20 protein-coding genes are annotated in these 22,305 nt (G+C 66.9%); 12 read left to right on the forward strand and 8 right to left on the reverse strand.

Going from position 1 to position 22,305, the window contains the following annotated elements; all coding sequences use genetic code 11:
• The first annotated feature begins 53 nt into the window (after positions 1-53).
• The 5 genes from J7U46_RS09195 (at position 54) to J7U46_RS09215 (ending at position 4,551) form a co-directional block, all read left to right on the forward strand.
• Entirely contained in the window at positions 54-1,442 is a 1,389-nt protein-coding gene (locus J7U46_RS09195; RefSeq protein WP_282825067.1) for an L-serine ammonia-lyase, read from the forward strand.
• 52 nt (positions 1,443-1,494) lie between these two features.
• Positions 1,495-1,977 (forward strand): helix-turn-helix transcriptional regulator, encoded by a 483-nt coding sequence (locus J7U46_RS09200; RefSeq protein WP_282825069.1) that lies wholly within the window; start codon positions 1,495-1,497, stop codon positions 1,975-1,977.
• On the forward strand, positions 1,970-2,674 hold the full coding sequence (locus J7U46_RS09205; RefSeq protein ID WP_282825071.1) for a nucleotidyl transferase AbiEii/AbiGii toxin family protein: 705 nt from the start codon (positions 1,970-1,972) through the stop codon (positions 2,672-2,674). Before J7U46_RS09200 ends, J7U46_RS09205 begins: the two co-directional genes overlap by 8 nt.
• A 122-nt stretch (positions 2,675-2,796) precedes the next feature.
• On the forward strand, positions 2,797-3,045 hold the full coding sequence (locus tag J7U46_RS09210) for a hypothetical protein (RefSeq protein ID WP_282825072.1): 249 nt from the start codon (positions 2,797-2,799) through the stop codon (positions 3,043-3,045).
• 66 nt (positions 3,046-3,111) lie between these two features.
• Positions 3,112-4,551, forward strand: coding sequence for a DHA2 family efflux MFS transporter permease subunit (locus J7U46_RS09215; protein ID WP_282825074.1), 1,440 nt, complete (start codon positions 3,112-3,114; stop codon positions 4,549-4,551).
• Between the two features lie 14 nt (positions 4,552-4,565).
• On the opposite strand, the gene J7U46_RS09220 is transcribed toward J7U46_RS09215, so the two are convergent.
• The 7 genes from J7U46_RS09220 to aroC form a co-directional block, all read right to left on the reverse strand.
• Positions 4,566-4,781, reverse strand: coding sequence for a hypothetical protein (locus tag J7U46_RS09220; RefSeq protein WP_282825076.1), 216 nt, complete (start codon positions 4,779-4,781; stop codon positions 4,566-4,568).
• An 80-nt stretch (positions 4,782-4,861) separates the two neighbouring features.
• Positions 4,862-5,938: a patatin-like phospholipase family protein gene (locus tag J7U46_RS09225; protein ID WP_282825077.1), complete on the reverse strand. Its 1,077-nt coding sequence runs from the start codon at positions 5,936-5,938 to the stop codon at positions 4,862-4,864.
• A 74-nt stretch (positions 5,939-6,012) separates the two neighbouring features.
• Positions 6,013-6,951, reverse strand: coding sequence for an exopolyphosphatase (locus J7U46_RS09230; protein ID WP_282825079.1), 939 nt, complete (start codon positions 6,949-6,951; stop codon positions 6,013-6,015).
• A 95-nt stretch (positions 6,952-7,046) separates the two neighbouring features.
• Positions 7,047-10,298 carry an efflux RND transporter permease subunit gene (locus J7U46_RS09235; RefSeq protein ID WP_282825081.1) on the reverse strand — a complete coding sequence of 1,084 codons (3,252 nt, stop codon included), beginning with the start codon at positions 10,296-10,298 and terminating at the stop codon, positions 7,047-7,049.
• An 18-nt stretch (positions 10,299-10,316) separates the two neighbouring features.
• Positions 10,317-11,480: an efflux RND transporter periplasmic adaptor subunit gene (locus J7U46_RS09240; RefSeq protein WP_282825083.1), complete on the reverse strand. Its 1,164-nt coding sequence runs from the start codon at positions 11,478-11,480 to the stop codon at positions 10,317-10,319.
• 164 nt (positions 11,481-11,644) lie between these two features.
• Entirely contained in the window at positions 11,645-12,823 is a 1,179-nt protein-coding gene (locus J7U46_RS09245) for an MFS transporter (protein WP_282825085.1), read from the reverse strand.
• Positions 12,823-13,920, reverse strand: coding sequence for a chorismate synthase (gene aroC, locus J7U46_RS09250; protein WP_282825087.1), 1,098 nt, complete (start codon positions 13,918-13,920; stop codon positions 12,823-12,825). Before aroC ends, J7U46_RS09245 begins: the two co-directional genes overlap by 1 nt.
• 207 nt (positions 13,921-14,127) lie before the next feature.
• On the opposite strand from aroC, the gene uxaC reads away from it, so the two are divergent.
• The 4 genes from uxaC to J7U46_RS09270 are packed head-to-tail and all read left to right on the forward strand — an operon-like array spanning position 14,128 to position 19,212.
• On the forward strand, positions 14,128-15,531 hold the full coding sequence (gene uxaC, locus J7U46_RS09255) for a glucuronate isomerase (RefSeq protein ID WP_282825089.1): 1,404 nt from the start codon (positions 14,128-14,130) through the stop codon (positions 15,529-15,531).
• A 5-nt stretch (positions 15,532-15,536) separates the two neighbouring features.
• Complete coding sequence (locus tag J7U46_RS09260; protein WP_282825091.1) at positions 15,537-17,141, forward strand: altronate dehydratase family protein; 1,605 nt, start codon at positions 15,537-15,539, stop codon at positions 17,139-17,141.
• On the forward strand, positions 17,138-18,529 hold the full coding sequence (locus J7U46_RS09265; RefSeq protein WP_282825093.1) for a tagaturonate reductase: 1,392 nt from the start codon (positions 17,138-17,140) through the stop codon (positions 18,527-18,529). Before J7U46_RS09260 ends, J7U46_RS09265 begins: the two co-directional genes overlap by 4 nt.
• Positions 18,526-19,212, forward strand: coding sequence for a GntR family transcriptional regulator (locus J7U46_RS09270; RefSeq protein WP_282825095.1), 687 nt, complete (start codon positions 18,526-18,528; stop codon positions 19,210-19,212). The genes J7U46_RS09265 and J7U46_RS09270 overlap by 4 nt, the downstream gene beginning before the upstream one ends.
• Here J7U46_RS09270 and J7U46_RS09275 read toward each other — a convergent pair whose 3' ends face one another.
• Entirely contained in the window at positions 19,213-19,677 is a 465-nt protein-coding gene (locus J7U46_RS09275; RefSeq protein WP_282825097.1) for a CBS domain-containing protein, read from the reverse strand.
• A gap of 82 nt (positions 19,678-19,759) precedes the next feature.
• On the opposite strand from J7U46_RS09275, the gene J7U46_RS09280 reads away from it, so the two are divergent.
• Genes J7U46_RS09280 through J7U46_RS09290 form a run of 3 tightly spaced genes read left to right on the forward strand, consistent with a single transcriptional unit; the run spans position 19,760 to position 22,192 of the window.
• Positions 19,760-21,052, forward strand: coding sequence for an O-acetylhomoserine aminocarboxypropyltransferase (locus J7U46_RS09280; protein ID WP_282825099.1), 1,293 nt, complete (start codon positions 19,760-19,762; stop codon positions 21,050-21,052).
• Complete coding sequence (locus J7U46_RS09285) at positions 21,049-21,849, forward strand: alpha/beta hydrolase (RefSeq protein ID WP_282825101.1); 801 nt, start codon at positions 21,049-21,051, stop codon at positions 21,847-21,849. Before J7U46_RS09280 ends, J7U46_RS09285 begins: the two co-directional genes overlap by 4 nt.
• A 22-nt stretch (positions 21,850-21,871) precedes the next feature.
• Positions 21,872-22,192, forward strand: a complete 321-nt coding sequence (locus tag J7U46_RS09290; RefSeq protein ID WP_282825103.1) for an Mpo1-like protein — start codon at positions 21,872-21,874, stop codon at positions 22,190-22,192.
• The last annotated feature ends 113 nt before the right edge of the window (positions 22,193-22,305 follow it).

The raw sequence follows: 22,305 nt of genomic DNA on the forward strand, positions 1-22,305 counted from the left end.
TCGCCTAGAACCTGAGAGGGCCTCCACGAGGGGCCTCATGGAGGAGATTCCGCATGGCAGTCTCGGTCTTCGACCTTTTCAAGATTGGCATCGGCCCGTCGAGCTCACATACCGTGGGCCCGATGCGCGCTGCGCGCCTGTTCGGCCTGCGCCTGGATCACGAGGGCCTGTTGGCCCGCGTGGCCCGAGTGCAGGTCATCCTGTACGGCAGCCTCGGTGCTACGGGCAAGGGCCACGGCAGTGACACGGCTGTGCTGCTGGGTCTTGCTGGTCATGAGCCGGACAGCGTGGACATTGAGGCGATCCCGTCGCTGCTCGCGGCCATCCGTGCTGGCGACCTGAATGTGGTCGGCAAGCAGGCCGTCAAGTTCGACGAAGCCAAGGACCTGGTCTTCAAGCGCCGCGAGTCCCTGCCCTTCCATGCGAATGGCATGCGCTGCCTGGCTTTCGATGCCGAGGGCAATGAAGTGGCCAACCGCATCTACTACTCGGTCGGCGGCGGTTTCATCGTCAGCGACGAGGTAGCAGCCGACGGCTCCAAGCAGAAGGTCATCGCGCCCGATGCCACGGTACTGCCCTACCCCTTCAAGACCGGCGATGAGTTGCTGGCACTCACCAAGCAACACGGCATTTCCATCGCCGAGGTGATGCGCCGCAACGAGCGCCATTGGCGATCGGATGAGGAAACCCGCGCTGGGCTCCTGAAGATCTGGCAGGTGATGCAGGACTGCGTGACGCGCGGCTGCAAGACGGAAGGCATCCTGCCCGGCGGCTTCAAGGTCAAGCGCCGCGCGGCGCAACTGCACCGCGACCTGACCAACAACCCCGAAGCCGCGCTGCGTGATCCGCTGCAGGTGATGGACTGGGTCAATCTGTACGCGCTGGCGGTGAACGAAGAGAACGCAGCCGGTGGCCGCGTGGTGACCGCGCCGACCAACGGAGCGGCTGGGATCGTGCCCGCCGTGCTGCATTACTACTCGCGCTTCGTCCACCATGCCAATGACGAAGGCGTGATCGACTTCCTGTTGACGGCCGCCGCCATCGGCATCCTCTACAAGGAAAACGCCTCGATCTCGGGCGCCGAAGTCGGCTGCCAGGGCGAAGTCGGCGTGGCCTGCTCGATGGCGGCGGCTGCGCTCTGCCAGGTGATGGGCGGCACGCCCGAGCAGGTCGAGAACGCCGCCGAGATCGGCATGGAACACCACCTCGGCCTGACCTGCGACCCGGTGGGCGGCCTGGTGCAGATCCCCTGCATCGAGCGCAACGCCATCGCCTCGGTCAAGGCCATCAACGCGGCCCGCATGGCGCTGCGCGGCGACGGTACGCACTTCGTGAGCCTCGACAAGGTCATCAAGACCATGCGCGACACCGGCGCCGACATGATGACCAAGTACAAGGAAACCGCACGCGGCGGCCTGGCGGTGAACATCGTCGAGTGCTGAATATGTATCTCATTTTGTACAAATCGGCCGATTTGCATAGAATGAGATACATATGCCCGCTCAAGCTCCACCCATCAGCGAAGCGCTGCAGCTGAAGTTGCAAGCGCTGGGTGCTCGGCTTCGCGCGCGCCGCGAGGCGCTGGGCATCAGCGCGGTGGCGGCGGCCGAGGCGGCCGGCATGTCGAGAACGACGCTGCATCGCCTGGAGAGCGGCGAACCCTCGGTCACCATGGGCGCCTACCTGGGCGCCAGCCAGGCCCTGGGCCTGCTGCTGGAACTTCGAGACCCGGAGCAGGAACGCCGACAGGCCGAGCTGGCCCAGGCGGCGCCAGAAGTCGTTCGGCTGGACCGATACCCGCAGCTCCAGCGACTGGCCTGGCAGCAACCCGGCATCACGGAATTGACCGCGCGCGAAGCGCTGGCCTTGTACGAGCGCAACTGGCGCCATGTCGACGCGGCCCATCTGGAGCCGCAGGAGCGCGAGCTGGTCAATGCGCTGGTCAAGACGGTCGGCGGAGGGCGTCCGCTTGTTTGAACGTGAACACCACCGTCGCATCGCGCGCGTGCTGGAGAGCCTGGATGGGCCACTGCTGGCCGCCAATGAATGCTGGTTCGGTGGCGGCACGGCGATGGCGCTGCGCTTTGGTGAGTACCGCGAATCTGTGGACATTGATCTGCTCGTTTCCAAGCGCGAGGGCTATCGCCAGCTGCGCCAGCTGCTGACCGGCCCGGAGGGCGTCAAGGCCATCAGCCGCCCAGGCGCTGAGCTGCAGCAGGTGCGCGAACTGCGTGCCGATCAGTACGGGCTGCGCACCATGCTGCGGGTCGATGGCATCGACATCAAGTTCGAGATCGTCCTGGAGGCTCGCATTGCCTTTGATCTGCCCGGCCAACCCGACGAGGTCTGCGGCATACGCTCGCTGACGCCGCTCGACCTGCTTGCGAGCAAACTGCTCGCCAATTCCGACCGCTGGCGCGACGACTCGGTACTCTGCCGCGACCTGATCGACATGGCCATGATGCAAGCGTCCAAGGCATTGCTGCAGCAAGCCATCGCCAAGGCCGAGGCGGCCTACGGGGACAGCGTCCGTGCCGACCTGCAGCGGGCCTGTGAGGTGCTGCGCGAGCGCCCGCAGCGGCTGGAGCATTGCATGACCGGCATGGGCATGAGCACGGTACCCAAGGCCTTGCTCTGGACCCATATCCGCACGCTGGCACGGCGCGCGGGCTGATACGCGGCTGCTGTTCCAAAAGCGATGACCCGCAAGCGCAAGGTGCTCGGCCGGCTGCGCTGCTGCTGCTGCTGCTGCTGCTGCTTCAGCTGCCGTGGCGGCTCGGCGTTTCCAGCGAGCAGTTGCGCCCCATCGACAAGCTCGCCGAGCTGGGCGGCCCCTTGTTGCAGATAGCGGGCGAGCAGGACCAGCACACGCGCCTGGACGAGTCGCAGCGCCTGTACGCGGCGGCCGCCGAGCCCGAGTCGCTGTGGGTACTGCCGGGTGCCGCTGACCTGGACTTCCATGCTTTCGACCCTGCGGCCTACGAAGCCCGCGTCGGCGCCTTCCTCGGCTCGCACCTGAGCGCTGTCGAGAACGCCACCCCCTGATCGTCGTGACTGCAGCAGTGGGCCCATCGGCCTGCTAACCTCGCCGACCTTCGCATCAGGAATGCCATGACCGAACAAGACCTGCATCCCCGCCGCCGCTGGCTCGCCCTGATGGTGCTGTGCCTGGGCGTCTTGATGATCGTGCTGGACACGACCATCGTGAACGTGGCCCTGCCCTCGATTCGGGCCGACCTCGGCTTCTCGGAAACCTCGCTCGTCTGGGTGGTCAATGCCTACATGCTGAGCTTCGGCGGCTTCATGCTGCTCGGTGGGCGGCTGGGTGATCTGTATGGTCACCGCCGTATGTTTTTGCTGGGCCTGGCCTTGTTCACCGCAGCCTCGGCGGCCTGTGGCGTCGCGGGCTCGCAGACCATGCTGGTGGCAGCGCGCGCGGTGCAGGGCCTGGGCGGCGCCGTGGTGTCGGCGATCTCGCTGTCGCTGATCATGAATCTGTTCACCGAGGACGGTGAGCGTGCCAAGGCCATGGGTGTCTATGGCTTCGTCTGCGCCGGTGGCGGCAGCATAGGCGTGCTGCTCGGTGGCCTGCTGACGAGCGCGCTGGACTGGCACTGGGTGTTCCTGGTCAACGTGCCGATTGGCGCCGTGGTGTTCGGCCTTTGCCTGCTGCTCTTGCCGCGCAGCAAGGCCCAGCAGGCCGTGCGCCTGGACCTGGCCGGCGCAGTGAGCGTGACCAGTGCCCTGATGCTCGCGGTCTACGCCGTGGTCAACGGCAACGAGGCCGGCTGGACCTCGACGCGCACGCTGGCCATGCTGGGCAGCGCGCTTTTGTTGATGGTGGTCTTCCTGCTGATCGAGGCGCGGGTGAGGCAGCCGCTGATGCCGCTCTCGCTGTTCAAGCTGCGCTCGGTGGCCGTGGCCAATGCGGTGGGGGTACTGTGGGCGGCCGCGATGTTCGCCTGGTTCTTCATCTCTGCGCTCTACATGCAGCTGGTGCTGGGCTTCTCGGCCATGCAGATCGGGCTCGCCTTCCTGCCGGCCAACCTGATCATGGCAGGCTTCTCGCTGGGCCTGTCGGCCAAGATCGTGATGCGCTTCGGCATACGCGGCCCACTGACTGTCGGCCTCCTGCTGGGCGCAGCCGGCCTCGCCTTGTTCGCCCGTGCCCCGGTGGACGGCACGATGTGGATCGACATCGTGCCCGGCATGCTGCTCTTGGGCCTGGGCTCGGGCGTGGCCTTCAACCCCGTGTTGCTGGCCGCGATGAGCGAGGTCAAGCCGGAGGATTCGGGCCTGGCCTCGGGCGTGGTCAACACCTCGTTCATGATGGGCGGGGCCCTCGGGCTGGCCGTCCTGGCCAGCCTGGCCGCCGCCCGCAGCAGTTCGCGCTCGGCGGCCGGCGCCGCTCTGCCGCAGGCACTCAGCGGCGGCTATCAGCTGGCCTTCGGCCTCGGTGCCGGCTTTGCACTGCTGGCGGCCTTGCTGGCCGCCCTGCTGCTGCGCCCGGTTGCCAAGCCAGCGGCAGCGGCCGGCACCCAACCCGGCTGATCGACTGACGGCAGTCAGCTGGGCTGATCGGCCCTCGCCAGGTGCAGCACCTGCGGTGCGGCGCCATCGCCGAGGCCGGCGTCACGGAGCCGGTCCTGCTCGGCAGGTTCGAAGGCCCCGCCCAGCAGACCCAGGACCACGAACACGGCGATGAGGCAGACCCAGGCGTTCGGGTCTTTCAGGCGATTCAGCTGGCGCAGGAACGAAGAGACGGCGGTGAGGTGGCTCATGCGAACTCCGAGGGATGCGGTGATGCGACGGGCCAGATAATACTGTATTCACATACAGTACTGTCAATAACAACAGCCGACTATTTATTGCCCGGCCTGGCGCGCCCGGCCAGGAACACGGCCTCCACGTCCAGGCTGCTGCGCTGACCCACGGCGGCCGCCTCCTCGGTCAGCCAGCGCGTGGCTGCCGCCCGCCCCAGCTCGAACAGCGTCTGCAAGAGTCGCGGATCGGTGTTGAGCTTGCTGGAGGCATCGAAGGGCGCGAGCCCGGCCTCGTCGGCCACGCGATGCAGGCGCAAGGCCTTGTAGCGCGTCGGATCCACGCGCTTGTCGCGCAGCAGCCTCTGCACGAAGGCGATGGCCCGCATCTCGGCCACCAGGCTGGCGTTGAAGGTCAGTTCGTTCAGGCGGTCGGCGATCTCGATGGCCGTGCGCGGAATGCCTTCATGCACCAGCGGATTGATCTGAACCAGCAGCACATCGTCCGTCTGCGTTCCGTAGATCAGCGGCCACAGCGCCGGGTTGCCGGAGAAGCCGCCATCCCAGTAGGGCTCGCCATCGATGACCACGGTCTGCGCCGTCTGCGGCAGGCAGGCCGAGGCCAGCAAGGCTTCAATGCTCAGCTCCTCGCCGCTGAACACATGGGGCTGGCCGGTGCGCACCGAGGTGGCCGTGACGAAGACCTTGAGCGGCCCCTCGCGCAGCGCCTGCTCGTCCACATGGGCGGCGACCAAGTCGCGCAGCGGATCGACGTTGAAGGGATTCAGCTGGTACGGGCTCCATTGGCGAAGCCAGCTCTCCCACATCGCGAAGCCCGGCCATTGGTCGCGGTTGAACATCCAGGCCGGCGATGACGGCGGCATGCCGGCGGGCGGCGCCAGCGCGCCCCAGCAACCGGGAGCGCCTCCCAGTGCATGCCAGAACTCGCTCAAGGCCTCGCGCGCGCCGACCGCCCCGCCTCGGGCCCAGCCACAGGCCAGCACGGCCGCATTCATCGCGCCGGCGCTGGTACCCGAGACACCGTCGATCTGCAGCCGCCCGTCCTCCAGCAAGGCGTCGAGCACGCCCCAGGTGAAGGCGCCATGCGAGCCACCGCCCTGCAGGGCGAGGTCGATGCAGCGAGACTTGGCAGGTCGGCGGCGGGGCGAGGTGCTCATCCAGTCATTGTGTCGCCGGTGAGGCCTGGCGGATCGATCAAGGACCTGCGCGCCTGTGCGGCGACGGCGCGCGCTCAGCCGTCCTGATTGATCTGGGCAATCAACTCGGCCAGCACGGTCTCGGCCTGGTCGTTGGCGATCTGGCAGGTGCCGGCTGCGTTGTGGCCGCCGCCGCCGTACTTCAGCATCAGCTCGCCCACATTGGTCTTGCTGCTGCGGTCCAGGATGGACTTGCCGGTGGCAAACACGGTGTTCTGCTTCTGCAGGCCCCACATCGCGTGGATGGAGATATTGGTCTCCGGGTACATCGCGTAGATCATGAAGCGGTTGCAGGCGTAGATGGTCTCTTCGCCGCGCAGGTCCAGCACCGCCAGGTTCTTGTGCACCGTGGTGCAGCGCTCGATCTGCTCGCGCGCCTGGGCCGTGTGTTCGAAGTACAGGTCCACGCGCTCGATCACGTCGGGCAGTGCAAGGATCTCGTCGATGTCGTGGTCGGCGCAGTACTTGATCAGGTCCATCATCAGCGCGTAGTTGCTGATGCGGAAATCGCGGAAGCGGCCCAGGCCGGTGCGCGAATCCATCAGGTAGTTGAGAAGCACCCAGTCGCTGGGGTCGAGGATTTCCTCGCGGCTGAACTGGGCCGAATCGGCCTTGTCCACGGCCGCCATCATGGCATCGCTGATGCGCGGGAAGCGCGCCTTGCCGCCGTAGTAGTCGTAGACCACCCGAGCTGCCGAAGGCGCCTTGGGGTCGATGATGTGGTTCTTGCGCTCGCCAGTGTTGCGCACCGTCTCGGACTCATGGTGGTCGAACACCAGATGGGCGCCAGGCACGAAAGGCAGATTGGTGGTGATGTCGCGCTCGGTGATGGCGATCTTGCCGTCCTGCATGTCCTTGGGGTGGACGAAGAAGATGTCGTCGATCATCTCCAGCTCGTTCAGCAGCACGGCGCACACGAGGCCGTCGAAATCGCTGCGGGTGACCAGGCGGAATTTCTGGGGGGCTTCGCTCATCACTTGCTCCTTGGATCGAGCGGACCATGCTACCGCGCTTGTGTGAAAGAGAAGGGGCGCCGATGCGCCCCTTCTCACATTTGCCTGAAGAAAGTTCAGTCGTCGCCGGCCGGCATCACGTTGCCCGGCAGGGCCTCCGGTGAGCGGCGGCCGAACAGGCCCTTCACCCAGCGCACGGCCTCGCCGCAGCGGCGCGGCACGTTCAGCACATAGCTGTAGATCACCGGCACCACGACCAGGGTCAGGAGCGTCGAGGTGATCACACCGCCGATGATGGCCCGGCCCATCGGTGCCTGGATCTCACCGCCCTCGTTGAAGGCGATGGCCATGGGCAGCATGCCGAAGATCATCGCCGCCGTGGTCATGATGATCGGGCGCATCCGGATCAGGCCGGCCTCGCGCAGCGCATCGGCCACCGTCGCCCCGGCCTTGCGAGCGTGGTTGGCAAAGTCCACCAGCAGGATCGCGTTCTTGGTCACCAGCCCCATCAGCATGACGAGGCCGATCATCGAGAACACGTTCAGCGTCGAGCCTGTCACCAGCAAGGCCAGCATCACACCCAGCAGCGCCAGAGGCAAGGAAGCCATGATGGCAATCGGCTGCAGGAAGCTGCCGAACTGGCTGGCCAGCACGATGTAGATGAAGATCACCGCCAGGCCCATGGCGCCGACCAGCCCCATGAAGGCTTCCTGCTGCTGCTTGCCCGCGCCGTCCACCAGGAAGCTCACGCCCGGCGGCAACTGGTGGTTCTTGACCAGCGTGGCCACTTCCTCGTTCACTTCGCCCGAGCTGCGGCCTTGCACGCCGGCATAGACGGCCTCGCGGCGCTGCAGGTTCTGGCGGCGGATCACTTCCGGGTTGAACACCTGCTCGATGGTGGCGACCTGGTCCAGCGAGATCGGTGCACCGTCCTTGGAGAAAGCGACCGGCAGCTTGTACATCTGCTCGACACGCTGCCGCTGCTCGATGGGCAGGCGCAGCAGCACCTCGACCTGGTTGCCGTCCGGCGTGGTCCAGTAGGTGGCGACCTCGCCGTTCACATAGGCACGCAGCGAAGAGGCGATCTGCGGCGCGGTCAGGCCCAGCTCGCGGATGGCTGAATCCTTCAGCTTCACCGCGAACGCAGGCAGGCCGGCGCGCACGGTCGTGTCCACGTCCACGGTGCCCTTGACCTTGCGGATCTTGTCGGCCAGCTCGTTGGCGGCCTTGGTCAATTGTTCGGCATCGTTGCCCAGCAGCGTGATCCAGACCGGCCGGTTGAAACCGACGCTGACCTCGATGCCCGGGATCTTGGCGATGGCTTCGCGGACCGCGTTCTCCACTTCCTTCTGCGTGCGCTTGCGTTCCTTGCGGTCCACCAGCGAGAGGTTCAATTGAGCCTGGTTGCGGCCGGTCGCCATGCCCTCGCCCGAGGCGCCGACCACCGTCGACACCATCTTGATTTCCTTGAACTGCGACAGGATCTCCTCGACCTGCTGCACCTTGGCATTGCCGCGGTCCAGGCTGGTCGCCGTGGGCATGCGCAGCGTCAGCTGGGTGAAGCCCTGGTCGGTCTCAGGCACGAACTCGCTGCCCACGAAGCCGGCCAGTACCAGGGCCAGCACGAAGCTGCCCACGCCCGACCACGCGACGATGCCGCGCGGCGTCAGGGTTGCGAAGCGCAGGCCGCGTTTGGCGCTACGGTCACGTGAGCCATCACCCTTGAAGGGGCGGCCGAAAGCCGGCACGGGCGGCACGAACACGCGGTAGCGGCGGCCCGAGAAGATCCAGCGGATCGCGCGGTCGTAGAAGCCGTGCAGCCAGTCCATGCCACGGTCGGTGCCACGGATCATGTGGCCGATCACCGGCAGCTTCTTCAGCGTCGTGCTCGGCGGGTCCTTCCAGACGCTGGAGAGCATCGGGTCCAGCGTGAAGCTGACGAACAGGCTCACCATCACGGCCACGGCCACGGTGATGCCGAACGGATAGAAGAACTTGCCGATGATGCCGCCCATGAAGGCGACCGGCACGAACACGGCGCAGATGGCGAAGGTGGTGGCCATCACCGCGAGGCCGATCTCGTTCGTGCCATCGGCCGCAGCCGTGTGATGGTCCTTGCCCATCGCCACATGCCGCACGATGTTCTCTCGCACCACGATGGCATCGTCGATCAGCAAGCCAATGCACAGGCTCAAGGCCATCATCGTCATGAAGTTCAGGGTGAAGCCGAAGGCATGCACCGCGATGAAGCTGGAGATCACTGCGATGGGCAGCGTCAGGCCGGTGATGATGGTCGAGCGCCAGCTGTGCAGGAACAGGAAGACGATGGCCACGGTCAGCAAGGCGCCTTCGATCAGCGTGTGCTTCAGGCCTTCCAGCGAGCCCTTCACAAAATCGCTGTTGACGTACATCAGCTCCAGCTTGATGTCGTCCGGCAGCGTCTTCTGGATCTGCTTCACAGCCTCCTTCACCGCTTCGCCGGTGGCGACGATGTTGGAGTCCTGCTGCTTGAAGACATAGAAGCTGACAGCCGGCTGGCCGTTGATGCGAGCGATGGAATCGGGCTCGCGTTCGCGTTCCACCAGCGTGCCCAGGTCAGCCAGCGTCAGCGCCAGGTTGCCGCGGCGCGCCACGATGATCTTGGCGAATTCCTTGGGATCCTTGACCTTGCCTTCAACGCGCAGCATCGCGTCCGAAGTGCCGTCCGATAGCATGCCGATCGGCTGGTCAGCGTTGGCCTGGTTCAGGGCCGAGGCGATCTCGGCCGGCGTGATGCCATAGGCGCGCAGGCGCTGCGGATCGAGGTCGATACGGACCTCGCGCGAGACCATGCCGCCGATGTCGACCTTGGCCACGCCGTCCACGCGCGCCAGGCGCTTGGAGATGGTGAACTCGGCCAGCATCGACAGCTCGCGCGCCGGGCGCGTCTTGCTCATCAGCGCCATCACGACGATGGGCTGTGCGTTGTCGCCCTGGTAGCGCATCACCATGGGCGGCTTCACGTCCTTGGGGAAGCCAGCCTGGGCCATGGCCACGCGGTCACGCACGTCCTGCATGACGCGGCTCATGTCGGCGTTCAGGCCGAATTCCACATTGACCTGGGTGCGGCCTTCAAAGGCGCGCGAGTTGATGCGCTCGACGCCGGCAATGGTGTTCAGCGCTTCTTCCAGCGGGCGCGACACCTCGCGCTCCACGGCTTCGGGCGAAGCGCCGGGATAGCGGACGTCGATATAGACACCGGGGAAGCTGATGTCAGGCATCTGCTCGACGCCCAGTTTGGCGTACGAGAACAGGCCCAACACGCAAATGGCCACCATCACCATGGTCGCGAAGACCGGGTTCTGGATGGAGACGCGGGTCATCCACATGATGCTTGTCTCCCGTGATTAGTTGCGCAGCGGTGTCGATGCGGCCGCGCTGGCCACCTTGGCGCGCGCATCGACGACGGCGGCCTTGGCGCCTTCGCGCAGGTTGTCAAAACGGGCGGCCAGCACCTGGGCATCGGGCTTCAGGCCATTGAGCACTTCGACCTTGGCCGTGCTGCGGTCGCGTCGGCCGGTGGTGATGATGCGACGCACCAGCGCGCCGTTCTCGATCATCCAGACATGGTCCTGGCCCGAGGTGCTGCCCACGGCGGTGTCGGGCAGCGTGAGCCGCTCGGTATCGTCCGGCAGCTCGACCTGGGCCACAGCGTACTGGCCGGCACGGAAGGCTTCCTTGGGGTTGTTCAGTTCCAGGGTCACGCCGATGGAGCGCGTGCCGGGTTCGGCGGCTGGCGCGATGCGGGAGATGCGCGCTTCGACTGGCTGGTCCACGCCCTCGATACGCAGCGTGGCGACCATGCCGGGCTTGAGCCGGCTCACTTCGTGGGTAGCAACCAGGCCGGCCAGCTCCAGCTTGCTCAGGTCGACGATGGACAGCACCTGCTGCTCGCCCGCCACCTTTTCACCCGGCAGCGCATGGCGCTTGGAGACCACGCCGCTGATCGGCGCCACCAGGGCTGCCTGCTTCAGGAGCACCTGCGCGGTTTCCTGCTGGGCCTTGGCAACGCCCAGTTGGGCGCGGGCCGCTTCCAGCGAAGCGCGCGAGGCGTCCAGCGCGGTCTTGGAGATGAAGTTCTGTGCCGCCAGGCCCTCGTTGGCCTTGTGCTGACGCTCAGCCTGATCGGCCTGGGCGCGGGCGGATTCGATGCTGGCACTGCGTTCGGCGACACGGTAGCGCAGTTCTTCCAGGTCCAGCTGACCCAGGGCCTGGCCAGCGCGGACGCGACTGCCTTCGGCCACGTTCAGGGCCAGCAGCACGCCGGCTGCCTTGCTGCGCACGACCACCGTGCCGGGTGCGACCAGAGGCCCGGAGAACTCGATGCGCCCAGGCATCCGCGCCACAGTGGGCTTGATCACCTCGCTGGCCACGAATTCCAGCGTCGGCGCGGCTTTCTCGCCATCTTTCTTCTTCGGCGCGTCGCCACCCTTGCTGGCCCAAACAGCCACGCCGGCGCCACTGGCCAGCACTGCGGCGGCGATGCCGCTCAAAAGCCATTGCTTGCGCATGGAAGTCCCCGTCTATTGGAAAAGTGAGCGCACTGTAGGGACGCGGCTTGGGCTTCCAACGGGACTTGCGACGAAATGCAATTTGCCCGGAACAGGGCGCAATCGGCGCCGACCGGTGCTTTCGATTGCGGATGAACTGCGAGGGACCGTGACGAGCCGCCGGCTCAGCGGTCCAACTGCCCGCAGCGCCAGGCGCAGCCGGCACCGGCCAAGGCTGCGAGGCTGGCGGCCCAGAAGATGCTGGCCAGGCCCAGGTGGCTGACCAGCCAGCCGCCGCCAATGGCACCGAGCACGCCCGAGAAGCCATAGCCCAGCACCGAGTACAGCGCCTGGCCCCGGCCGCGCAGGCGGCCCGGGAAATAGCGCGTCACCAGGGCGATGCAGACCGTGTGCTGGGCGGCAAAAGTAATGGCATGCAGGGTCTGCAGCGCCACCAGCGTCCACAGGCTGGCGCCGAAGGCCGCCGTCAACGCAAAGCGAACCACGGCCACCAGTGCGCAGGCCAGGAGCCAGCGGTGCAAGGTGCCGCGTTCCAGCAAGCGCCCTTGCAGGCCGAACCAGAACACCTCGGCCACGATGGACGCGCCCCACAGCAAGCCCACCACCGACTTGCCATAGCCCAGCTCATCCAGGTAGAGGCTGAAGAAGGAATAGAGCGCCGTGTGGCCCAGCACGGTCATGAAAACACCGGCGAAGAACCAACGCACGGCGGGCCGCCGCATCACCTCGGCCAGCGGCGGCGCCTTCTCGTGGCCATGGGCGGCCACGCGCTGCAGGGGCATCCACAAGGCCGCGGCCAGCACCAGGGTCAGGCCCACCAGCACGCCCGGCACGAAGTAGCCCAGGCCCAGGTGCTCCAGCACCCAGCCGGCACCGACCACGCTGCTCATATAGCCCACCGAGCCCCAGAGCCGCACACGCCCATAGCGCCGCGCATCCACGCCGCCATCGGCCGTCATCAGTTGAGCGGCGACGACGGTCTCGTTCAAGGGCGTGATCGCCGCATTGAAGGTGAACATCAGGAAGGTGGCCGAGGCCAGCACCCAGATGCTGGGCTTCAGCAGGAACAGGAGGCCGGCCAGCAAGGTAGCCAGCGCAGCAAAGCGGATCAGCTGCACACGGCGTCCGCTGGCATCGGCCAGCGAGCCCCAGACGAAGGGGGCGAAGAGCCGGGTCCAGCTGGACAGCGAGAGCAGCCAGCCGATCTCGATCAGCGGAATGCCCAGCGACTTGTACCAAAGCGGCGCGTAGGTGCTGAACAGGCCGATGGCCGCGAAGTAGGCGGCAGAAAGCGCGCCGCTGGCCGCCAGGACGCGGCGGCGCTTGGCGGCTTCATCCAGCATCAGCGGCTGGCCGCTATCGGCGGCAGCTCATGGCGCACATCGCCGCACTGGGCGCGGTGGCGCAAGGCATGGTCCATCAGCACCAGGGCCAGCATGGCCTCGGCGATGGGCGTCGCGCGGATGCCGACGCAGGGATCGTGGCGGCCGAAGGTCTCGACGGTGGCGGCCTGGCCGGCACGGTCGATGGATGCCTTGGGCGAACGGATCGAGCTGGTGGGCTTGATGGCAATGGCCACGCGCAGGTCCTGGCCGGTGGAAATGCCGCCGAGTATGCCGCCCGAGTTGTTGCTGGCAAAGCCCGCGGGCGTCAGCTCGTCGCCATGGCGGCTGCCGCGCTGAGCCACGACGCCGAAGCCGTCGCCAATCTCCACGCCCTTCACCGCATTGATGCCCATCATCGCGTAGGCGATGTCTGCATCGAGCTTGTCGAAGAGCGGCGCGCCAAGGCCCACCGGCACATTGCAGGCCTCGATGGCAATGCGGGCCCCGACCGAATCGCCGGCGCGGCGCAGCTCGTCCATGCAGGACTCCAGCTCGGCAATCTTGCTGGCGTTGGCGGCGAAGAAGGGATTGTTCGGGACATGGCTCCAATCCTCGAACGGAATCTCCAGCTCGCCGAGATGCGTCATGCAGCCACGGAAGGTCGTGCCGTACTGCTGCTGCAGCCATTTGCGCGCCACGGCGCCGGCGCCGACCATGGGCGCGGTCAGGCGAGCCGAGCTGCGGCCGCCGCCGCGCGGGTCACGGATGCCGTACTTGCGCCAGTAGGTGTAGTCGGCATGGCCGGGGCGGAAGGTGTCGAGGATGTTGCCGTAGTCCTTGCTGCGCTGATCGGTGTTCTTGATCAAGAGGCAGATCGGCGTGCCGGTGGTCTTGCCCTCATAGACGCCGGAGAGGATCTCGACGGCATCGGGCTCGTTGCGCTGGGTCACATGGCGCGAGGTGCCGGGGCGGCGGCGGTCCAGCTCGGGCTGGATGTCGGCCTCCCTCAGGTCCATGCCGGGCGGGCAACCGTCGATTACGCAGCCGATGGCGGGGCCGTGGCTCTCGCCGAAATTGGTGACACGGAACAACTCGCCAAAAGTGCTGCCAGACATGCGGGATCCAGAGGTGACGGGGCCGGGAGGGGAGGCTGCGATCTTAGCCGCTGGCGCCCCGGCTCCCCAGGGCAAACCCGGAATCGGCGGCCGGTCGAGCGCAGACAAGAAAGCTGCTTTCGTGGACTGGATAGGCTCTGCCGGAGTGTTTTCTGAAATATCAGATTCATAATCCAGATACTTCAAACACTGCACGCCGAGCCCGCCATGCCCGCCTTCCTGGATCAAGACTTCCTGCTCGACACAGGCACCGCCCGCCGGCTCTTCCATGAGGTGGCAGCCGGCCTGCCCATCATCGACTACCACTCCCATTTGCAGCAGGGCGAGATCGCCGAGCGCAAGCGCTTCCGGAACATCGCCGAGCTGTGGCTGGGTGGCGACCACTACAAGTGGCGGCTGATGCGCAGCGCCGGCGTAGACGAAAGCCTGATCACCGGCCCGGCGAGCGACGAGGACAAGTTCAGAGCCTTCTGCTCGGTGCTGCCGCTGGCCGCCGGCAATCCCATCCACCACTGGAGCCACCTGGAGCTGCGCCGGCTGTTCGGTGTCGAACTGCTCATCAACGCGGCCAATGCCGGCAGGATCTGGGAAGCGGCCAATGCCCGTCTGACCGAGATGGACTGCTGGAGCTTGCTGGACCAGGCCAAGGTCGAGATCGCCTGCACCACCGACGACCCGGCCGACGACCTGCTGCAGCACGCGGAGCTGGCCAACTCGGCCTTGAAGACCCGAGTGCTGCCCGCCTTCCGCCCCGATGCCGCGATGCGCTGCAACAAGCCCGAGTTTCCCGCCTACCTGCAACGCCTGGGCGGCGTGGCCGGCGTGCGCATCACCGATTTCGACAGCCTCGTCGAGGCACTGGCCGCCCGCGTGCGCTTCTTCCACAGCCAGGGCGGCCGCATCTCCGACCACGCCATCGACGTGCCGCTGCCGCCCGGCGAGATCACGCCGGCCCTGTGCCAGGCGCTGCTCGAGCGTCGGCTCGCAGGCAGCCAGCTGAGCGAGGCCGAACTCGGCGCCTTCCAGCGCGGCCTCTTGCAAGAGCTCGGCAAGGTCTACGCGCAGCATGGCTGGGCCATGTGCCTGCACATCGGTGCGCAGCGCAACAACAACCGCCGCCGCCTGAACACGCTGGGCCCCGACACCGGCTACGACTCGATTGCCGACTTCACCAGCAGCGCCGGCCTCGCCGACCTGCTGGACACGCTGGATGCCGAAGACCAACTGCCCAAGACCCTGCTCTTCTGCCTCAACCCGGCAATGAACGAGGTGCTGTCCACGCTGATCGGCGCCTTCCAGGACGGCCGGACCAGCGGCAAGCTGCAGTTCGGCCCGGCCTGGTGGTTCAACGATCACAAGGACGGCAATCTGCGCCAGTTGCAGACCCTCGCGGCTCACGGCGTGCTGGGTACCTCGGTCGGCATGGTGACCGACTCGCGCAGCTTTGCCTCCTACCCGCGCCACGAGTACTTCCGCCGCCTGCTGTGCCGCCAGCTCGGCCAGTGGGTGGAGGCCGGCGAGTACCCGGACGACGACGCGGCCCTCGCACAGATCGTGCGTGGCGTCAGCTACGAGAACGCCAAGCACTACTTCGGGCTCTCTGCACCATGAACGCGATGAACACCAAGCTGCTGTGCATCCATCCCGACGACGACATGCTGGTCGCCCTCGCCGACCTGCAAGACGGCGAGCAGGCCCACTGGGAGCAGGAACAGATCACCACTGTCGGCCCGGTGGCCGCCAAGCACAAGCTGGCGCGGCGCGATTTCGCCATCGGCGAGACGCTCAAGCTCTACGGCGTGCCGGTGGGCAAGGCCACGCAGGCCATCCGTCGTGGCGAGGCCATCAGCACAGCCAACCTGGCCCACCATGCGGCAGAGGTGTCGCTGCAGTCCACCGAACCGTACCGCTGGAACGCACCCGACGTGCAGCGCTGGCAGGGCCAAACCTTCGACGGCGTGGTGCGCAGTGACGGCCGGGTCGGCACGGCCAACCACTGGCTGGTGTTCCCGCTGGTGTTCTGCGAGAACCGCAACATCGAGCAGTTGCGGAAGGCCGTCGAGCGGCCGCTGGGCTACGCGAGTGACGACCTCGCCGCCTACACCTTGAGCCTGCTCGGCGAAGACATGCAGGCCCCGCCGCGCACGCCGGCCCGGCCCTTCCCGAATGTGGATGGCGTGCGCTTCATCACCCATGCCGGCGGCTGCGGCGGCACACGCGCCGATGCGCGGGCCTTGTGCAAGCTGCTGGCGGCCTATGCCGATCATCCGAATGTGGCCGGCATCACGGTGCTGAGCCTCGGCTGCCAGAACGCGCAGATCGCCATGTTCAAGGAGGCCCTGGCCGCACAGAACCCGCAGTTCGACAAGCCCTGCCTGATCTACGAGCAGCAGGCCTCGAGCGACGAGGCCTCGATGATGAAGGCGGCCTTGCAGGACCTGCTGAAGGCCCTGGCCGAGGCGAACAATGTACAGCGCCAGCCGGTACCGCTCTCCATGCTGAAGATCGGCGTCAAGTGCGGCGGCTCCGATGGCTTCTCGGGCATCTCGGCCAACCCGGTGATGGGCCTGGTCTCCGACCTGGTCGTGGGCCTGGGCGGTTCGTCCATCCTCGCGGAGTTCCCGGAGCTCTGCGGCGTCGAGGCCGAGCTGATCGCCCGTTGCGAGGACCCGCAGGACCAGCAACGCTTCGTCTCGATGATGAAGGCCTTCGAAGAGCAGGCCCAGGCCGTGGGCACCAGCCTCGCCGAGAACCCCAGCCCCGGCAACATCCGCGATGGCCTGATCACCGATGCGATGAAGTCGGCCGGCGCCGCGCGCAAGGGTGGCAGCTCGCCCATCGTCGGCGTGCTGAGCTATGGCGAGCAGCTGAAGAGGGCTGGCCTGTCCCTGCTGTGCACACCGGGCAACGACGTGGAATCCGTGACCGCCATCGTCGCCTCGGGCGCCAACGTCGTGCTGTTCTCCACCGGCCTCGGCACGCCCACCGGCAACCCCATCGTCCCCGTGCTGAAGATCGCCAGCAACAGCGCCGTGGCGACCCGCCTGGCCGACATGATCGATTTCGACTGCGGCCCGGTGCTCCAGGGCACGCCGTTGCCGCAGCTGGCCGATGACTTGCTGGGCCTGATCCAGAAAACCGCTGCCGGCCAGTACCAGAGCAAGGCCGAGCGCCTGCAGCAATACGACTTCCTGTTCTGGAAGCGGGACATCTCGCTGTGAGCGATCCAACGCTGCCGATCAGGGTCCTGCAGTTCGGCCAGGGCGTGTTTCTGCGCGGCTTCGTCGACTGGATGATCGAGTTGCTGAACCAGCGCTGCGATCTGCAGGCCGGTGTGGTGATGGTGCGGCCCACCGGCCGCTCGACGGCGCCCTTGATGGAGGCGCCCTTCCACGTGCTCTTGCGCGGCCTCGACGACCAGGGTGCGCCGCTGAAGCAGTGGCAGCGCATCCGTTGCGTGCAGCGCGAGCTGGACCTGGCACGGCACTGGAACGACTACCTGGCCCTGGCGGCCGAGCCGCCGCTGCGCTTCGTGGTCTCCAACACCACCGAGGCAGGCATTGCGGTGAACGACACGGACCGCTTCGACGATGCACCGCCGGCCAGCTTTCCGGCCAAGCTCTGCCGCTGGCTGTTCGAGCGCTACCGCGCTGGCGGCGCGGGCGTCTACCTGCTGCCCTGCGAGCTGATCGAGAACAACGGGCCGGCGCTGAAGGCCGCCGTGCTCCACTTTGCAAGGCTGTGGTCGCTGGAGCCGGGCTTCGCTGAGTGGCTGGACCGCGAATGCCATTTCTGCTCCACCTTGGTGGACCGCATCGTCAGCGGCGCGCCCAGCGATGAAGAACGGCCGTTGCTCGAGGCGGAGCTGGGCGAGCGCGATCCCTTCATGGTCTGCGCCGAGCCCTACCACAGCTGGTTGATCGAAGGCCCGGCGGCACTGGCCGAGGAGCTGCGCCTCGCGGGCTCGGGCTTGTCCATCGAACTGGTGGCCGACCTGCGGCCCTACCGCCGCCGCAAGGTCGGCCTGCTCAACGGCGGCCACACGCTGCTGGTGCCCGTGGCCTTGCTGCTGGGCCTCGAAAGCGTGGGCCAGGCCATGGCAGACGCCGATGTAGCGCGCTTCCTGGACGAGGCCCTGCGCGAGGAACTGATGCCCGCCCTGCCCTTGCCGGTTGAAGACCTGCAGCCGTTCGCCGATGCCGTGCAGCGGCGCTTTCGCAACCCCTTCGTTCAGCATCGCCTGTCGGCCATCGCCTTGAACAGCTGGCCGAAGTTCGCGCCCCGCTTGCTGCCGGCGCTGCTCGCGCATGAGCAGCCTGCGCCACGACTGGTGCTGGCCCTGGGCGCCACCATGCATCTTTATCGCGGCAAGTGCATCGCGCTCTCGGATGCGCCCGAGCATCTGGGCTGGTTCGAAACCGCCTGGGCTCGTCTGCGGGTGGGTGATTGGACCTGGCGCGACCTGGCGCAAGGCTGGCTCGCGCAAGGCACGCTCTGGGGCCAAGACCTCAACCAGCGGCCCGGCCTGACCGATGCGCTGGCCGAGCAACTCGCACTGATCGATGCCCAAGGCATGCGCGCCGCCCTCACTATGATCGGCCGCCGATGAGCAAGCAGCCCGCCGCCGCCGCCGCCAAAGCCTCCCAGCAGGTCTACGAACTGCTGCGCCAGCGCATCCTCGCGTTGGAGCTGGCGCCTGGCGAGCGCTTGAACGAGAAAGACATCGCTGCCGAGTTCGAACTCAGCCGCACGCCGGTGCACGAGGCGGTGCAGCGCCTGACCGAGGAAGGGCTGATCGAGATACGCCCGCGCTCGGGCACCTTCGTCGCCCGCATCCCGGTGCATGAGCTGGAAGAGGCCATGCTGGTGCGCACCGCGCTGGAGCTGGCCGTGATCGAACGTGCCGCGCGGCAGCTGACACCGGCGGCGCTTGTGCGACTGGAGCACTGCCTGGCCGAGCAGCGGCGCTGCGCCAAGAAAGCGGACCAGCCGGGCTTTCATCGCGCCGACGAGGCCTTTCATGCACTGCTGGCCGAGCTGGCCGGCTTCCCCGGCGTCTGGCGCACCATCGCGCAGGCCAAGACGCAAGTGGACCGCTTCCGCCGCCTGACCCTGCCCATCCAGGGCCGCATGCAGGAGGTGATTGCCGAGCACGCGGCCGTGGTGGAGGCGCTGAAAAGTGGCAGCCCAGAAAAGGCGATGGCGGCCATGCGCCGCCATCTGGACCACGTGCTGCCGGCGATCGCGCTGACGCGCGCGCTGCAACCTGACTACTTCATCAACAAGACCTGATCAGAGCTTGGATTCTGGCGCCGGCTCGTCTTCCAGCGGCCAGTCGCGAATGTAGGCCTTGAGCATGCGGTTCTCGAAGTCCTGGCTGTCGACCACGGCCTTGGCCACGTCATAGAAAGAGATGACGCCATTCAAGGTGCGGCCGTTCAGCACCGGCATGTAGCGGGCGTGGCGGCCCAGCATCATGCGGCGCACTTCGTCGATCTCGGTTTCCGGCGTGCAGGTCAGCGGATGGTCGTCCATCACGCTGCGGACCAGGGTCGTGCCGACCGATCCGCCGTTCTTGACGATGGCCGCGATCACCTCGCGGAAGGTCAGCATGCCTACAAGGTCGCCGTGCTCCATCACCACGAGGGAGCCGACATCGAGCTCGGCCATGGTGGTCACGGCTTCGGCCAGCGGCTGGTCAGGGGAAACGGTGTACAGCGTGCCGCCCTTGACGCGCAGGATGTCGATGACTTTCATGGGGCTCTCCTCTATGGCGAGGCTTGGTTCAGACGCGACCAACATAGCACACAATCTGCGCTCCAAACACCTCGGAGACACCATGCCCGGCTTCGATACCCTGGCCCTTCACGCCGGCGCCACACCCGATCCCAGCACCGGCGCGCGCGTCACGCCGCTGCACCTGAGCACCTCCTTCGTTTTCGAGAGTTCCGAGCATGCGGCTGCGCTTTTCAACATGGAGCGGGCCGGCCATGTCTATTCGCGCCTGTCCAACCCGACCACGGCCGTGTTCGAGGAGCGCATGGCAGCCCTGGAAGGCGGCGTGGGCGCCATCGCCACCGCCAGCGGCCAGGCGGCCCTGCACCTGGCCATTGCCACGCTGGCTGGGGCCGGCTCGCACATCGTGTCCTCGGGCGCCTTGTATGGTGGTTCGCACAACCTGCTGCACTACACGCTGGCCCGCTTCGGCATTGAAACCACGTTCGTGAAGCCCGGCGACCTCGATGCCTGGCGCGCGGCCATCCGCCCCAATACCAAGCTGCTGTTCGGCGAGAGCCTGGGCAACCCCGGCCTCGACGTGCTGGACATCCCGAACGTGGCTGCCATCGCGCACGAGGCGGGCCTGCCGCTGCTGGTCGATTCCACGCTGACCACGCCCTACCTGCAGCAGCCTTTCGAGCTCGGCGCCGACCTGGTCTACCACTCGGCCACCAAGTTCCTCTCGGGCCATGGCACGGTGGTGGGCGGCGTGCTGATCGACAGCGGCGCCTTTGACTGGCAGGCCGCACATGACAGGCATGGCAAGTTCCCCGAACTGTGCGAGCCCTATGCCGGGTTCCATGACATGGTCTTCGCTGAGGAGAGCACCGTCGGCGCCTTCCTCCTGCGCGCCCGCCGCGAAGGCCTGCGCGACTTCGGTGCCTGCATGAGCCCGCACACGGCCTGGCTGATCCTGCAAGGCATCGAGACCCTCGGCCTGCGCATGGAGCGCCACGTGAAGAACGCGCAGAAGCTGGCCGATTTCCTGGCCGGCCAGCCCACGGTGGCCCGCGTCGGCTATCCCGGCCTCGCCGCGCACCGTGACCACGCACTCGCGCAGAAGCTCTTGCCGCGCGGCTGCGGGTCGGTGTTCAGCTTCGACATCACCGGCACGCGCGAGCAGGGCCGGCGTTTCATCGAATCCCTGAAGCTGTTCTCCCACCTGGCCAATGTCGGCGACTGCCGCTCGCTGGTGATCCACCCGGCCAGCACCACGCACAGCCGCATGGACGATGCAGCACTCGCCTTGGCCGGCATCACGCCCGGCACCATCCGTTTGTCCATCGGCCTCGAAGATGCCGATGACCTGATCGACGACCTCAAGCGCGCCCTGAAGATCGCGAGCAAAGCATGAAGCTCATCGTCAACGATCAAGAGGCTTATGCCTACACCGGCGGCAAGCCTTTCGACCCCGCCCTGCCCTGCGTGGTGCTGGTCCACGGCGCGCTGAACGACCACAGCGTCTTCACCCTGCTGGCGCGCTCGCTGGCCCACCATGGTCACAGCGTGCTGGCCGTCGACCTGCCGGGCCATGGCCGCAGCAGCGGGCCGGTGGCGGCCAGCGTGGAAGCGGCGGCCGACTGGCTCTGGGCCCTGCTCGATGCCGCCGGCGTGAAACAGGCCGCGCTGGCGGGCCACAGCATGGGTTCGCTGATCGCGCTGGAAGCGGCCTCGCGCCAACCGGAGCGGGCGACGCGCCTGGTGATGCTGGGCACGGCTTATCCGATGAAGGTGTCGGAGGCGCTGCTCAGCACCGCCCGCGAGCAGCCCTTGAAGGCCATCGACATGGTCAACGCCTTCTCGTTCGCCGGCATCGCGAGCAAACCCTCCTACCCGGGCCCGGGCGCCTGGCTGCAAGGTGGCGAGATCGCGCTCAAGCGGCGGATGCAGGCGAAGCAGACCGCGCTCAACCTGTTCGAGCACGACTTCAGGATGTGCGACAGCTACGCCGGCGGTCTGGAAGCCGCGGCCCAGGTGACCTGCCCGGCCACCTTCATCCTCGGCGACAAGGACCAGATGACCTCGCCGCGCCAGGCAGCCGAGCTGGCCCGGGCGCTGAACGCCCGCGTGGTCAGCCTCGCCGCCGGGCATTCACTGATGGCCGAGGCGCCCGATCCGGTTTGGAATGCGCTCAGGCAAGCCCTGAAGTGACTGACGACCTGAGGTGACGACCATGAGCAGTACCGACGCCGTGAAGCAGATGAACAGCTTCGCCGAGTTCTACCCCTTCTACCTGGGCGAGCACCAGAACCGCACCTGCCGGCGCCTGCATTTTGTCGGCTCCACGCTCGGCCTGCTGTGCCTGGCCCGAGCCCTCTACAGCGGCGAGGCCTGGTGGATTGCCATCGGCCTGCTGTGCGGCTACGCCTTCGCCTGGATCGGCCATTTCGGCTTCGAGAAGAACAAGCCGGCCTCGTTCAAGCGGCCGCTCTACAGCTTCATGGGCGACTGGGTCATGTACAAGGACATCTGGACCGGCAAGATTCCGTTCTGATCCTTTTCCTCCCCTTTCCATCGGCTTCCCGGCCTGCCGGCGCGTGCGCCCTGCGCATCGCTGGCGGCCACGCCCATGCCACACTGGCGGGCTTGGGCCCTCCCCTTTGACAC

Source organism: Pelomonas sp. V22, from assembly GCF_030014915.1.
Classification (GTDB): Bacteria; Pseudomonadota; Gammaproteobacteria; order Burkholderiales; family Burkholderiaceae_C; genus JAUASW01.